13 protein-coding genes and 2 pseudogenes are annotated in these 13,038 nt (G+C 71.0%); 8 read left to right on the forward strand and 7 right to left on the reverse strand.

The window, feature by feature from the left end:
• Nucleotides 1–26: 26 nt before the first annotated feature.
• Nucleotides 27–683 carry a TetR/AcrR family transcriptional regulator gene (locus Q2K19_RS30955; protein WP_302765807.1) on the reverse strand — a complete coding sequence of 219 codons (657 nt, stop codon included), beginning with the start codon at nucleotides 681–683 and terminating at the stop codon, nucleotides 27–29.
• A 325-nt stretch (nucleotides 684–1,008) separates the two neighbouring features.
• Nucleotides 1,009–1,287, reverse strand: coding sequence for a low temperature requirement protein A (locus Q2K19_RS30960; RefSeq protein ID WP_302765808.1), 279 nt, complete (start codon nucleotides 1,285–1,287; stop codon nucleotides 1,009–1,011).
• A gap of 279 nt (nucleotides 1,288–1,566) precedes the next feature.
• Here Q2K19_RS30960 and Q2K19_RS30965 point away from each other — a divergent pair, with 279 nt between their 5' ends.
• The 4 genes from Q2K19_RS30965 (at nucleotide 1,567) to Q2K19_RS30980 (ending at nucleotide 6,041) form a co-directional block, all read left to right on the forward strand.
• Nucleotides 1,567–2,994: a cytochrome ubiquinol oxidase subunit I gene (locus Q2K19_RS30965; protein ID WP_302765809.1), complete on the forward strand. Its 1,428-nt coding sequence runs from the start codon at nucleotides 1,567–1,569 to the stop codon at nucleotides 2,992–2,994.
• Nucleotides 2,991–3,986, forward strand: coding sequence for a cytochrome d ubiquinol oxidase subunit II (locus Q2K19_RS30970; RefSeq protein WP_302765810.1), 996 nt, complete (start codon nucleotides 2,991–2,993; stop codon nucleotides 3,984–3,986). Before Q2K19_RS30965 ends, Q2K19_RS30970 begins: the two co-directional genes overlap by 4 nt.
• 302 nt (nucleotides 3,987–4,288) lie before the next feature.
• Nucleotides 4,289–4,810: an RNA polymerase sigma factor gene (locus Q2K19_RS30975; protein ID WP_302765811.1), complete on the forward strand. Its 522-nt coding sequence runs from the start codon at nucleotides 4,289–4,291 to the stop codon at nucleotides 4,808–4,810.
• Nucleotides 4,797–6,041: a WD40/YVTN/BNR-like repeat-containing protein gene (locus Q2K19_RS30980; RefSeq protein ID WP_302765813.1), complete on the forward strand. Its 1,245-nt coding sequence runs from the start codon at nucleotides 4,797–4,799 to the stop codon at nucleotides 6,039–6,041. Before Q2K19_RS30975 ends, Q2K19_RS30980 begins: the two co-directional genes overlap by 14 nt.
• Before the next feature lie 318 nt (nucleotides 6,042–6,359).
• Here Q2K19_RS30980 and Q2K19_RS30985 read toward each other — a convergent pair whose 3' ends face one another.
• Nucleotides 6,360–7,073 (reverse strand): gamma-glutamyl-gamma-aminobutyrate hydrolase family protein, encoded by a 714-nt coding sequence (locus tag Q2K19_RS30985; protein ID WP_302765815.1) that lies wholly within the window; start codon nucleotides 7,071–7,073, stop codon nucleotides 6,360–6,362.
• Between the two features lie 148 nt (nucleotides 7,074–7,221).
• Here Q2K19_RS30985 and Q2K19_RS33445 point away from each other — a divergent pair, with 148 nt between their 5' ends.
• Nucleotides 7,222–7,524: a GntR family transcriptional regulator gene (locus tag Q2K19_RS33445; protein WP_368046118.1), complete on the forward strand. Its 303-nt coding sequence runs from the start codon at nucleotides 7,222–7,224 to the stop codon at nucleotides 7,522–7,524.
• A gap of 25 nt (nucleotides 7,525–7,549) precedes the next feature.
• On the opposite strand, the pseudogene Q2K19_RS30990 reads toward Q2K19_RS33445, so the two are convergent.
• Nucleotides 7,550–7,861: pseudogene (locus Q2K19_RS30990) on the reverse strand (transposase); the annotation flags it as partial.
• 177 nt (nucleotides 7,862–8,038) lie between these two features.
• On the opposite strand from Q2K19_RS30990, the gene Q2K19_RS30995 reads away from it, so the two are divergent.
• Nucleotides 8,039–9,487, forward strand: coding sequence for an aldehyde dehydrogenase family protein (locus Q2K19_RS30995; protein WP_302765816.1), 1,449 nt, complete (start codon nucleotides 8,039–8,041; stop codon nucleotides 9,485–9,487).
• A 216-nt stretch (nucleotides 9,488–9,703) separates the two neighbouring features.
• Here Q2K19_RS30995 and Q2K19_RS33450 read toward each other — a convergent pair.
• The 3 genes and pseudogenes from Q2K19_RS33450 to Q2K19_RS31010 form a co-directional block, all read right to left on the reverse strand.
• Nucleotides 9,704–9,973 (reverse strand): annotated as a pseudogene (locus Q2K19_RS33450) (XdhC family protein); the annotation flags it as partial.
• Complete coding sequence (locus tag Q2K19_RS31005) at nucleotides 9,867–10,436, reverse strand: nucleotidyltransferase family protein (protein WP_302765818.1); 570 nt, start codon at nucleotides 10,434–10,436, stop codon at nucleotides 9,867–9,869. The pseudogene Q2K19_RS33450 and the gene Q2K19_RS31005, both read right to left, overlap by 107 nt.
• Nucleotides 10,437–10,492: 56 nt before the next feature.
• Nucleotides 10,493–12,043 carry a PucR family transcriptional regulator gene (locus tag Q2K19_RS31010; protein ID WP_302765819.1) on the reverse strand — a complete coding sequence of 517 codons (1,551 nt, stop codon included), beginning with the start codon at nucleotides 12,041–12,043 and terminating at the stop codon, nucleotides 10,493–10,495.
• A 142-nt stretch (nucleotides 12,044–12,185) separates the two neighbouring features.
• Here Q2K19_RS31010 and uraD point away from each other — a divergent pair, with 142 nt between their 5' ends.
• Nucleotides 12,186–12,704, forward strand: a complete 519-nt coding sequence (gene uraD / locus Q2K19_RS31015) for a 2-oxo-4-hydroxy-4-carboxy-5-ureidoimidazoline decarboxylase (RefSeq protein WP_302765820.1) — start codon at nucleotides 12,186–12,188, stop codon at nucleotides 12,702–12,704.
• Nucleotides 12,701–13,036, forward strand: coding sequence for a hydroxyisourate hydrolase (gene uraH / locus Q2K19_RS31020; protein ID WP_302765821.1), 336 nt, complete (start codon nucleotides 12,701–12,703; stop codon nucleotides 13,034–13,036). The genes uraD and uraH overlap by 4 nt, the downstream gene beginning before the upstream one ends.
• The last annotated feature ends 2 nt before the right edge of the window (nucleotides 13,037–13,038 follow it).

Raw genomic sequence — 13,038 nt, forward strand, 5'->3', positions numbered from 1 at the left:
AGCCTGATCACGATGAAAGGGCTCAATTAACGGGTCGGCTCGCCGGACGGCTCCGAGAGGAACGACTTGATGTGTTCCAGCGCCATGTCCAGCGCAACTTCCATGGGTGCGACGTTGTGCGCGGCGTTCGCCAGCAAGTAGCCGCCTTGCAAAGCTGCCATCAACCCCGTGGCCAGCTTCTCCGGGTCGGCGTCCTGGCGCAGTGCACCGCTGTCCCGCATCCGGTGCAGGCCATCACTGATCAGCTTTTCCCATGCCGCGAACGTCTCCAACAGCGTCGATCGAGCCTGCTCATCTTGATCGGACAGCTCGACAGCCATCGACCCGAGGCCGCACCCGTATTTGCCGTTGTTCAGCGAGTTGGCCTGGACCAGCGCGTTACGCCACCGGACCAGCCCTGAGAACGACCTCAGTCGTTCGAGCCCTCCGCGCTCGCGCTGAAGCACAAGGGCGCCTCGATATTTGACCAACGCGCGCACGAGCTCCTGCTTGTCGGCGAAGTGGTGGTAAAGCTGAGACTTGCTCGTCTGGCTTGCCTCGCGGACGTCGTCAAGGGTCGTCGCGTTAACGCCGCGCACGAACATCAGCCGGTTCGCCGCCTCGAGGATCCGCTCTCGTGTCGCGATGCCCCGTTGACTGATCCTCCGCTGCTTCGTCGGCGCAGCCACCTGCTCTTCGCCCATCGGTCAAGTGTATCGGCGCGCCAGATGATCCACGGAGGATGGGACCTTGGAGTCCTTCCGGCGTTATGTCGCATTCGCGTGATGGTGATTCTGCGGAGAAGGGGCAAGGGTTACAGAAGTCCGACAGGCGCACTGCCGAACCGCCAGATAAATGCGGGAGTTACCTGCGGTTTATCCCCAGGGGCGGCCGGCGGCTGATCGAAATGCGGTCGGGAGGGAACAGCAGTCGGATGAGCACGATGCACGCCGTGAGAGCTCACAAGCTTGGCTGCACGAATGGCTGTACAGCCATTTGCTGGTCCGAACGCCGGGGCGCGCTCTCGCGTCATTGCGGTCGAGATTCTTGGGTGGGCCGCCGTGCGGCCGCGCGGTGTGGCTCGAACCGGCTGGTGAGGAAGGCGGTGGTGGTCCGCAGGTACAACACCGCTATGAACAGCAACACCGTCCGGCCGGCATTTCCCCACCGCCGCGCCGGGTCGTCGTTGAGGAAGCCGGGCAACGACCCCGCGACTACACGGTCGAGCGCGAACACCACCGCCAGATCGAAGAACAGCTCCACGAACGTCGCCTGCTGCGAGCTGCCGCTCCGCCGCAGCAGACCCACCGCCCGACCCGAGGCCCGCCGCCGCCCCGCAAACCGGCTGCCCATTTGACCCATTCAACTGCCCGGCAGGCCCGAACACACCCGATACCGCCAAGGCACCGCGGCGGCCCGCGGCTCCGCTCGTGGCCGGCTGCCGCCCTTCTCCTTCATCGGCCCGCACGGTTCCTCCCCCATGGCATCACCGCATGCACGAGGTCGTTAGGCGCCCGTTCCCGACAGGCTGACTGATCGTCACCCCATCGGTACGTTTCCGGTTGCCGACAACGGGTAGCACGCCCCATGCCTGGCCTGTCACTGGTGACCCTCGGCGCCAGCCTCGTACGCGCCGATCCGGCGCAGCTGCTGCCGGCGCGCGAGCAGATGGCCTTCACCCTCGGCTTCCACATCATCCTGGTGCCGTTCGGGGTGGCCTTCACCTTCCTGATGCTGATCGCGAACGCCCGCGGGATTCGCCGGAACGACGAGACTGCGCTGCTGCTGGCCCGGCGCTGGTCACAGGTGGCGGCGGTGCTGTTCGCCGTCGGCGCGGTGTCCGGCACGGTGCTGTCGTTCGAGCTCGGGCTGCTGTGGCCGCGACTGATGGGCACCTACGGCGCGGCGTTCGGCATCCCGTTCGCGGTCGAGGGTCTGTTCTTCTTCCTGGAGGCGGTCTTCGTCGCCATCTACGTGTACGGGTGGCGGCGGATGCGCCCGTGGCCGCACTTCTGGACCGGGGTGCCGGTGGTGTTGTCCGGGATCGGCGGCACGCTGTCGGTGGTCGCGGCGAACGCCTGGATGAACCGGCCGGGCGGGTTCACCATGCGGGACGGCAAGATCGTGGAGGTCCGCCCGCTGGAGGTGATCTTCAACGGCGCGTTCTGGTACGAGGCCATCCACATGCTGCTGGCCGCGTACATGGTCGCCGGGTTCGTCGTCGCCGGCGTGTACGCGGCCGGGATGCTACGCGGCCGCCGCGATCGGTACCACCGGCTCGGCCTGGTGATACCGCTGACCGTCGCGGCGCTGGCCACCCCGGTGCAGATCTTCGTCGGCGACCTCGCCGCGCGCGAGGTCTTCCGGAACGAGCCGGCGAAGTTCGCCGCGATCGAGGCCGTCCCGACCACGGGCACCCATGTGCCGGAGGTGCTGGGCGGCTACTACGCGAACGGGGAGGTGCACGGCGGCATCAGGATTCCGTCGGGGGCCTCGCTGTTGTCCGGCTACTCACCTTCGACCCGCATCCAGGGTTTGGACGCCATCCCCGCCGAGGTGCGGCCGCCGGACCGGCTGGTCGCGATCGTCCACCTGAGCTTCGACGTCATGGTCGGTATCGGCACGGCGCTGCTGGCCCTCTCCGCCTGGTACGCCCTGGCCTGGTGGCGCCGCCGCGATCTGCCGCGCAGCAGATGGTTCCTGCGGGCGACGACGATCAGTGGCGTACTCGCGGTGGTGGCGCTGGAGGCGGGCTGGGTGGTCACCGAGGTCGGCCGGCAGCCGTGGACGGTCGTCGGTCACCTCCTCACCCGCGACGCGGTCGCCACGTCCGGCAACCTGTGGCTGTTCTTCGCCGCCATCGTCGCGCTGTATGCCGCGGTCGGCGCCGCCACCGTGTACGTCCTGCGACTGCTGCGCCGCCGCTGGCGCGATCAGGGCGGGGCTACCGAGACGGACGTGCCCTACGGCCCGCCCCGGCCCTCGGAGTCCACGCCCGCCGGAGGGCAGGCGTGAGTACGTTTGCCGCCGTCGTGTTGTTCATCGGCGTCACCGCCTACGCCGTGCTCGGCGGCGCGGACTACGGTGCCGGCTTCTGGGACCTCACCGCCGGTGGCGCGCGACGTGGGCAGGCCCCTCGGCACCTGATCGACCACACGTTGGCACCGGTGTGGGAGGCCAACCACGTGTGGCTGATCTTCTGCCTGGTGATGCTCTGGACCGGCTTCCCGTCCGCGTTCGCCGCGATCATGACCACGCTCTACATCCCGCTGGGCCTCGCCGCGCTGGGCATCGTGGTCCGCGGCAGCGGGTTCGCGTTCCGGAAGGTGGTGGTAAAGACCGACCAACAGCGGGCGACCGGGGCGGCTTTCGCCACCTCGTCGGTGCTCACGCCGTTCTTCCTCGGCACGGTGGCCGGCGGGATCGCCTCCGGGCGGGTGCCCGCCGGCGGACACGGCAATGCCGTGACCAGCTGGGTCAACCCGACGTCGCTGCTCGGCGGGGTGCTCGCGGTTGGGGTGTGCGCGTTCGTCGCCGCGGTGTTCCTCACCGCCGAGGCCCGTGCCTACGCCGACGCCGGCCTGGAGCGCTGGTTCCGCCGCCGGGCCCAGGCCAGCGCCGTGGCGACCGGCGCCGTAGCGCTGGCGGGCATCGCCATCCTGCACGCCGACGCCGGGCGCCTGTTCTCCGGGCTGATCGGCCGCGGCCTGCCGCTGGTGCTGGTCTCCGCGGCATGCGGGCTGGCCAGCATCGCCCTGCTGCACCGGGCGGCACCCCGGTTGCTGCAGGCGCTCGCCGTCAGCGCGGCCGGCACGGTGGTGGTCGGCTGGGGCGTCGCGCAGTATCCGTACCTGCTGGGCACCCACCTCCGCATCGACGAGGCCGCCGCTCCCGACGCCACCCTGGCGTCGCTCACCGTGGTCGCCGCCGCGGCGCTCCTGCTCGTCGTGCCGGCCATGGCGCTGTTGTTCGTCCTGCACCAGCGCGGCCGCCTGGACACCGCCTGACTCGGTTCACGCTGGCGCCGTGCCGGACCGCGGCCGACCGTCCAGCCCACCCGTCGGTCAACCGCGCGCCCTACGCCCCGCCCCGTGGCGGCGTGAACCTCTTGGCCACATCGACGGCCACTGAACCGCCCCGGATCTTGTAGAGACTTCCCGGCTTGGGACTGGTGTTCTCTTCGTCGCGGAGACTTACTGTGTCGATCGCTCGTTTCCACTCGCGCTGTCGGTCGCCGAAATCTTCTGACCGGTCCCGCGGAACCTTTCTCCCCGCTTGTGAGTGGAAGTGATGGAGAAGGGAGGTGACGGTGTCCGACGGTGATCTGATCTCCGAGTTGTACGCAGGCTGTTTCCGGCGGCTGGTCGTCCAGCTCTATGCGGTGACCGGGGACCTGAACGAGGCGCAGGAGGCGGTCCAGGAGGCCTTTACGAGGGCGCTGGCCGCGCCCCGGCGGTTCGCCCGGCTCGACAACCCGGAGGCATGGCTGCGCCGGGTGGCGGTGAACGTCGCTCGCAGCCGGCACCGCCGGCGCCGGGTGCTCGACGGACTGCTGCGCCGGATCGGCCCGCCGCTGGCCGTCGCCGACCGCTCACCGGAACACCTCGCCCTGCTGGCCGCGCTGCGGGACCTGCCCGAGGGGCAACGGCACGCCCTGGCCCTGCACTACCTCGTCGACCTGCCCGTGGATGAGGTCGCGGCCACCCTCGGCGTCTCGGCTGGCACGGTCAAGTCCCGCCTGTCCCGCGGCCGGCAGGCCCTCGCGGCGCTACTGGCCGACTCCGACATCACCGACAGCACGAGCACCGGGAGGATCGATGTCCGATCGTGAGTTCACCGGCTTCGACGTCGACACCGTTGCCGACGCAGTCCGGCAGCCGCCCCTCGATGACCTCCGCTCGGCGGTAAGGGCCCGCCTTCGGCGCCGCACCAGCGGGGTAGCGCTGGCCCTCGTGGTGGTCTTCGCCGGCATGGCGGTCCTGCCCCTGGCCGCCGGCACGCGCGGGGTCGACTGGGCCGACCCGACCCCGCTCCCGCAGGTACGGGACCGCGCCACCCAGCTCTTCATGACCGGTCCGGACTCCGGCGTCGGCGTCGAACAGGTCGACTTCGGCTGCACGGTGCGCTTCACGCACACCGAGGACGGCGGGCGGAGCTGGGCCGACTGGGACGCGGCCCAGTACCGGGCCACGACCTGCCGGGTCGATGGCTCCGGGAACAAGGACGCCGACCTGGAGTTCTCCGTGCTCGGAGAGCGCTCCTACCTGGTCCGCGACGGCGACCAGTCCCGCCTCTCCACCGACTACGGCCGGACCTGGCGGGACGCGGAGCAGGCAATGGTGACGGTGTCCGCATTCCCAGCGAAGGCCCGTCCCGTCTTCTGCCAGGAGGGCTGCGGGGCACTCCGCCAGCCGCTCGCCGTGGACCCGGCGACCGGGACGGTGTACCGGCTCAGCGGGGAACCGACCTCGCTCTACCCGCCGTTCAGCATCTACCCGAGTGCGGACGGGACGATCTGGGTGACCTACTGGCCGGGTGACCCCGACGTCATGGTGGTTGCCCGCAGCGTCGACCGCGGCGCCACCTGGAACAGCTGGCGGCCGGCCAAGGGGGCGAACGTGATCGCGGTGGCCGGGGTCAGCGAGCGGGAGGCCTACCTGCTGATCGAGCCCCCGCCGCTGCCCGGCGCCCAGCCGATGCAGGTCAAGGGTCCCTCCCAGCTGCTGCGCACCACGGACGGCGGAGCGACCTGGAAGGATGTCAGCACCGACCTGCCCGGGTCGCCGGTCAACAGGCCCTTCACCATCGGCTCGGACGGCTCCCTGCTGGTCGCCCAGTCGGGCAACATGAGGCCCGACCTCGTCTCCTCCCTGCTCGTAAGCCGGGACGGGGGCCGGCACTTCACCAAGGGGCGCGAGTACCGCGGAGACGACGGATCCGTGGGGGTCGCTCCCGGCTACGCCTGGCTTTACGGCCGGGACGACGTGTCGGCGCTCGGCGCGGACCACGTCCTGATCACCCGGGACGGTTCCTCCTGGACCCAATTCGCCCTCCCCGACTGAGCCTGGTGCGTCGGCGCGGCTGGCTGGCCGCGCCGACCCTTGCATCACGTCACTGCAGCCCGACAAGACAGGGTGTGCGGAGGCGGAGCCTGGCCCGAAGGACGCACCGGCTCTTCGCATCACTAGCAGTCGAGCCGTGGGGGTTCGTGTCGGAGGGGAATTGAGCACTCACGCGTAGCATCCGTTATACAAACGAGTGTTCCTGCCCGATGCTGGTCTGGCCAGAGTCGGAGGATCCTGCGGAGGAGCCGCTCCCTGCGGAGCAGTCGGCGAGGACGAGGGCGAGAGCCGCGGCGACGCCGACAATGCTGAGCTTCTTCATGGTTGTCCCTGCTTGGTTTGTGCGGTGGAGGCGACTGCCGCGGTGAAGGCCGTCATCAGCGTGGCGAGTTGCTCAGGGTCGGCGTCGGGGTCTTCGGGGTGCCACTGGACGCCGAGCACCCAGCCTTCAGTGCCCTCGATGGCCTCGATGACCCCGTCGGACGCGGTCGCGGAGGCCCGAAGGCCGGCGCCGACGGCATCGACGGCCTGGTGGTGGCCGGAGCGGATGTCAAGCTGCGCGCGTCCGTAGATGCCGGCCAGCAGCGTGCCGGGGATGATCTCGATGGCGTGGGCGGTCATCGTTGAGTTATCAGATTCGATGTTGTGTATCGTTCCGGGGCCTAGATCCTGTATCAGTGACCCGCCGGCGGCGACGTTGAGTGCTTGCATGCCGCGGCAGATGCCGAGGAGCGGTAGACGGGCGTCGAGCGCGGCGCGGGCCAACCCGAGTTCGAAGGCGTCGGCGGTGGCGTCGATGCCATACAGGTTCTTCACCTGGCACTGCTGCCCATAGGTGGCGGGATCCAGGTCAGCGCCACCGAGGATGAGCACGCCGTCTGCGTCGCCCACCAGCTCCGCCGGATCGTCGACGGGGCGGGCGGCGTCGACCAGCAGGACCTCTGCCCCGGCCGCTTCTGCCGCTGCTGCCGCATTCTTCGCCAGGGTGTGGAGGAACTGCCGGAGCCAGTCGGAGCTCTGCTCCGCATCCATCGAATAGGACGCGACCAGCCGCCCCCGACGCCTCGCGGCGCTTGCAGAAGAGAGCTCAGATTGAGGCATGATTCTCCTTCGGCACACGGCCTCACGGCCTCACGGCCTGAGAGCCGGAACCTACAACATCGTGCAAGAAGCTCGGGACATGGTCCTTGCCCCGGTCACCGGCCGCGGCACCGCTGAGGTGATCTTCCGCCGCTTGACGGAGGGCATCGCGTCAGGCGCTCTGCAGCCCGGCGACTGCCTGCCCCGGGAAGAAGAGATCGCGCGCATCTTTGGCGTGGCACCGATGCCCCTCCGCCAGGGGCTGCCGGCGCTCCGGAACCTGGAGTACGTGGAGACCCTGCGGGTACCGAAAACCTCGTCCGTCCTGGTCACAATCCTCTTGATCACTGAGATCAGAACGCCGGTGCAGCCTCAAGGCCGCTTGGCCCGGTTGCGACAGTGATCGACGTTGAGCGCTGCACGAGGATGATATCGACCGCCAGGACGAGACGACCGTCAGCCGCCCGGGGCAACGGCACCGCCGCGAGGGCGGTGCGCAACCGATCGATGTCCAGTCGTCCGCAGGCGAGGGCGTCATACAACGCCCCGTGACCGCGGCGGTGCTCACCCACCAGCGACAACTCCACCAACGACCGGACCGGCCCGTCGGCGCACAACACCGCATCCGTCAGCTCGAACAACGCGTCAGCCCGCGCCGTCAGACAGCCGTAGAACTCGCGCCGGAACCCCGTCAACTCCCCGACGGCATCAGCCGGACGACGGTCATGCACTCTGGTCACCGGAACAGCCCTTGGTTATTGATGTTCTTCCCTAGACAAGAAGATCATCGGCCAAGGGCTGTTTCCGTCGCTCCTCGGGGTCCACCCGGGGCCCTCGGAGGTTAAAGATCAAGTTAGCTGCGGCCGCGTTCCGGCGCCTATTATCGCCGCCGCACAGCTTCGAGACAGGAGTCGGCAGTGACGCAGTTGTGGATCGCGGGCCAGCACGTGGCGGGGACCGGAACCTCGGTTACGGTGATCAACCCGGCGACCGAGGAGGTCGTCGCCGCCGTCGGATCCGCGGTTCTTGAGCAGGTCGACAGCGCGGTCCGTGCTGCCCGCGACGCCGCCGACGGCTGGCGGCGTACCCCCGCGGCCGAGCGGGCCGACCTTCTGCACGGGATCGCCACCTGGCTGCGTGAACACTCCGACGCCCTTGCATGGCAGATGTCGATCGAGGGCGGCAAGCCACTGATCGAGAACTCCGACGAGGTCGGCTGGTCGGCGGCCTGCTTCGACTACTACGCGGAGCTGGGCCGGCACGAGCGGGGCCGGGTGCTGCCGCCGGTGGAGGACGGGCAGCTGGCGCTGGTCATCAAGGAGCCACTCGGCGTGGTCGCCGCGATCGTGCCGTGGAACTATCCGCTGCTGCTGCTCGCGTGGAAGCTCGCTCCGGCGCTTGCTGCGGGGAACACGGTCGTGGCGAAGCCCTCGCCCTACACGCCATTGTCGACGCTGATGCTTGCCGGGGCCTTTGCCGAGCTGCCGCCGGGCGTGGTGAATCTGGTGACGGGCGGTGCCGAGGTCGGGGAGGCCCTGGTGGTGCACCCCGGTACGGATCTGGTCGCCTTCACCGGTTCCACGGCCGCCGGGCAGCGCATCGGCGAGCTGTGCGCGCGTCAGGTCAAACGCACGCACCTGGAGTTGGGTGGCAAGGACGCCTTCATCGTCTGCGAGGACGCCGACCTCTCGGTCGCGGCACCAGGTGCCGCGTGGGCCGCGTACCTCAACGCCGGGCAGGTCTGCACCTCGGCCGAGCGGTTCTATGTCATGGACTCCGTCTACGACGAATTCGTCGAGCGGATGATCGCCGAGGCGGCCGCGGTCCGGCTCGGCGATCCGTTGACGGCCGGGACCGACATGGGCCCGATGATCGCCGAAGTGCAGCGGGCGAAGGTGGAGGGCCAGCTCGCCTCGGCCCGTGACGGTGGCGCCCGCATCCTGGTCGGCGGCGATCGGGGCGGGTTCGAGCGCGGCTGGTTCCTCTCCCCGTCCGTCGTCGTGGACGCCACCGACGACCTGCCGCTTATGCGGGAGGAGACATTCGGGCCGGTCGCACCGATCGTGCGGGTCTCCTCGCTGGACGAGGCAATCGCCCGCGCCAACGCGCTGCCCTACGGTCTGGGCGCCAACGTCTACACCAATCGCACCGACTACGCGTATCGCTGCCTGGACGAGCTGAAAGCAGGCACGGTCTGGATCAACGATCCGCTCACCGACAACGATGCCGGGCCCTTCGGCGGCATGAAGGCGTCGGGCAACTCCCGTGAGCTGGGCCCGGAGGGTCTGGAGGCGTTCCGGGAAACCAAGCACGTGCATTGGGACACCCGCGCCGAGCGCAAGCCCTGGTGGTACCCCTACGCGTAGGGAACTGGAGGTCACCGTCGCCACGGGGCGCTGCGCGGCGATCGCCGCCGCCACCTCCGGCAGGTCCGGGAAGCGGTCCGGGTCGATCCGCTCGACGTACACCTCGATGACGCCGCCACAGGTCAGCCCGACGCCGAACGCGTCGTCGTCGCTGACGCCGTACCGCGCCAGGCGTGGCTCCCCGGACCGGACCGCCTCCTGGCACAGTTCGTAGACGGCGGCCTCCACGCAACCTCCGGAGACGCTGCCGACGGCGATGCCGTCCGCGACCAGCATCGTCGCGCCGGGCGGCCGCGGCGCGCTGCGCCAGGTACCGGTCACGATGGCCATCCCCACCGGCTGCCCGGCGCGCCACCAGCGCAGCAACTCGTCCAGCACGTCACGCATGGGGGGCCAGATCCAGGTCCTCGTCGTCGGCCACGTCGGCGCAGGGCACCACCCGGACGGCGCCGGCGTGCGCCCGCAGGTACGGCCGGGCGCCGACATCACCCACGGCCAGGGCCGCCACGCCGGCCCAGTGGTCGCGTCCGAGCAGCACCGGATGGCCGGACCGGCCGTTGTCGTAGCCGGCCATGACCAGGTCCGCGGGGCCGGCGCCTGCGGCGACCCGCCGGACCGCCGCGGCCGTCACGCCGGGCATGTCGACCAGGATCACCACGGCCGCGGCGGCATCGGTGTCCGCGAGCGCGGCCAGCCCGGCCTGCAGGGACGAGCCCATGCCGGTGGTCCAGTCAGGATTGCCGACGACCGCGACCCCCTCGAGGGCGGCCCGGGCCCGGACGTCGTCGGCCGCCGCGCCGAGCACCACGACAACGGGGGCGCACCGCGCCGCGCGAAGAATGGCGATCGACCGATCGACGAGTAGTTGCCCGTCATGGCGGACGAGGGCCTTCGGCATGCCGAAGCGGCGTCCGCCGCCGGCGGCGAGAACAAGCCCGGCCACCATCATCGGCGGAGGCTAACACGCAGCGTGACGTCGCGACTTCCCCTGACCGGGGCAGGTTTTCAGCCGGGCAGGCGCAGCGCGAGGAAGAGGTCGACTCGGTCCTCGAAGCGGTTCAGGTCGCGACCGGTGAGCTGCTCCACCCGGCCGATCCGGTACCGCAGCGTGTTCACGTGCACGTGGAGCAGTTCGGCGCAGCGGGTCCAGGAGCCGGAACAGGCGAGGAACGCCTCCAGGGTGTGCACCAGGCGGGCGTCGTGTACCCGGTCGTACTCGACGAGCGGGCCGAGCAGCCGGTCCCGAAAGGCCCGCCGGGTGTCCGTCGGCACACCGGCCAGCAGCAGCAGGTGCGAGGCGAGTTCGCCGGCCGACACGACGGTGGCCGGGCCCGGCCGGTCGCTCGCCGCGCGCCACGCGTGCCGGGCCTCCTCCACGGCCCCGGGCAGCGCGACCACCCCTGCCGCCGGCCCGCTGATGCCCACGGCCAACCGGCCGGCCCCCAACGCCGGCACCAGCGCCGTCAGCCCGGCCCGCACGGTGTCGAGCACGGTCGACATCGGCTGAGCCGGCACGGAGACGACGGCCAGTACGCCGCCCGGCCGGTCGGCGGCCAGCCCGGCGACCACCGTCTGCGGCGCGTACGGCCGGAGGATCTCCTCGACCACGGCCACGGCCAGCTCCGCGGGCGCCGGCAGCCCGGTCAGGCTCGCGGTCAGGACGAGGAACGTCGAATCCGGCGACAGGCCGCACGACGACAACCGCCCGCGCAGCTCACCGAGATCGCCGCCGGAATCGAGCAGCGAGCCGACCCGGTCGGCGAGGCGCCGCTCCACCAGCGTCGCCTCGTCCGCCTGGGCCCGCGCCAGCGCGACCAGGCTGACCAGCTCGTCGGCGGCATCGGGCAGCGGCGCGGGGGCACCGGCGGTCACCGCGAGCAGCCAGGACGCCAACCGATGCTCGGAGCGGCCCGGCACGGCGAGCACGGTCAGCGGCCGTCCGTCCACAGCGACCGACATGGGCAGCCGGTCCGCCGCGACGAACGCCGCGGCCACGTCGGCTCGGCCGGTGGCGTCCAGGCCGGTGGTGCCCGCGACGACCCGGCCGGTCGGGGTCAGCACCCAGCAGTCCACGCCCAGGTCGGCGGCGACCGGCGAGAGCAGGTCACCCAGCCGCGCCCCGGCGGCCATGGCCGCAACCAGGCCGCGGTGCCGGACGAGCACGGTCGCCAGCCCGGTGGCCCGGCGCGCCCACAGCGACGGGTTCACCTCGTCGAGGATGTCCCGGAAGGAAACCTCGACCGGGACCTCGAACAACGGCACCCGGTGGGCCCGGCACGCCTCGACCAGGTCCGCCGGCACCGAGCCGTACGCCGCGTCGCCCGCGCCGATCGCGGCCACGCCGGCCGCCGCGCAGGCCGCCACGAAGGTCTCCGAGTCCGTCGGCGACCGCCGCCACATCAAGCCGGTCAGCACGACCTCGCCTCCGGACAGGTACCGGCGGGGGTCGAGCAGGTCGGTGACGTAGATGCGGGTGAGCGGCCGGTCCAGGTCGTCGGCGCCGGCCAGCACGGACAGCCGCAGCTGTGGCAGGGCCAACACCTCGCGCAGCAGCATCGATGACCTTCCCGTTCGCGCCGACGGATCGCCCGGCTTGTAGGAACGCACGAAAAGCCTACGGCTGCGGGTCTCGGATTCGGTGTTCGCGCCGATGTCGCCCGGGCGTGGCGACTGCTCTACTGCTCCTCAACGAGGGGAGGTGGTCGGCATCATCCCAGGCGACGGCGCTCTCGCCGAATTCAACCGCGCACCGGCCGCGCAGGCCGAACGCGACCTGCTCGCCTGCTGCGCGGTGCCCGAGTGGGCCCGCGAGGTGGCCGCCGGGCGGCCGTACCGGGATCTGCGGGCTCTGGTGGAGTCGGCCGACGCCGGCCTGCTCCGGCTCTCCTGGGAGCAGGTCGCGCGGGCGCTCGCCGCGCACCCGCGGATCGGCGAGCGGGTGGCCGGCACGGACCGCGAGTCCGCCTGGTCGCGGCGTGAGCAGGCCGGCATGGACGGCGCGGACGCGGCGACGAGGACCGCGCTGGTCGAGGCCAATCGGGCGTACGAGCGGCGCTTCGGCCACCTCTTCCTGATCTTCGCAAGTGGACGTACGGACGCCGAACTGCTGGCGGCGGCGCGTGGCCGGTTGACCAACGACGCGGCCACCGAGCGGCGGGTGGTGCACGGGGAACTCCGCAGGATCGCCCTGCAGCGGCTGGAGAGGCTGGTCGGATGAGGTACGCCGCGATCTCGACCCACGTGCTGGACACGGTGCGCGGTGAGCCGGCGCGCGGCCTGCCCGTGCGGTTGGAGCGCGCCAGGGCCGACGGCTGGACCGCCGTGGCGGACGGACACACCGACGCCGACGGGCGGCTGCGCGACTGGGTGCCGGAGGCGGACTGGGGCAGCGGCGGGTACCGGCTGGTGTTCGCCGTCGGCGCCCACCTCGGGCCGGACGCCTTCTTCGCCGAGGTCACGGTGGCCTTCCAGGTCCACGATCCGGCCCGGCACCACCACGTGCCGCTGCTGCTCAGCCCGTACGGCTACACCACCTACCGAGGGAGTTGACG

This window comes from Micromonospora sp. NBRC 110009, from assembly GCF_030518795.1.
Lineage (GTDB): Bacteria > Actinomycetota > Actinomycetes > Mycobacteriales > Micromonosporaceae > Micromonospora.

What these genes read in the sequence shown, in the direction of transcription:
- Q2K19_RS30955 (WP_302765807.1), bottom strand. Translation starts at nt 683, where the DNA reads ATGGGCGAAGAGCAGGTGGCTGCGCCGACGAAGCAGCGGAGGATCAGT.
- Q2K19_RS30965 (WP_302765809.1), top strand. Translation starts at nt 1,567, where the DNA reads ATGCCTGGCCTGTCACTGGTGACCCTCGGCGCCAGCCTCGTACGCGCC.
- Q2K19_RS30980 (WP_302765813.1), top strand. Translation starts at nt 4,797, where the DNA reads ATGTCCGATCGTGAGTTCACCGGCTTCGACGTCGACACCGTTGCCGAC.
- Q2K19_RS30985 (WP_302765815.1), bottom strand. Translation starts at nt 7,073, where the DNA reads ATGGATGCGGAGCAGAGCTCCGACTGGCTCCGGCAGTTCCTCCACACC.
- Q2K19_RS33445 (WP_368046118.1), top strand. Translation starts at nt 7,222, where the DNA reads ATGGTCCTTGCCCCGGTCACCGGCCGCGGCACCGCTGAGGTGATCTTC.
- Q2K19_RS31005 (WP_302765818.1), bottom strand. Translation starts at nt 10,436, where the DNA reads ATGATGGTGGCCGGGCTTGTTCTCGCCGCCGGCGGCGGACGCCGCTTC.
- Q2K19_RS31010 (WP_302765819.1), bottom strand. Translation starts at nt 12,043, where the DNA reads ATGCTGCTGCGCGAGGTGTTGGCCCTGCCACAGCTGCGGCTGTCCGTG.
- uraH (WP_302765821.1), top strand. Translation starts at nt 12,701, where the DNA reads ATGAGGTACGCCGCGATCTCGACCCACGTGCTGGACACGGTGCGCGGT.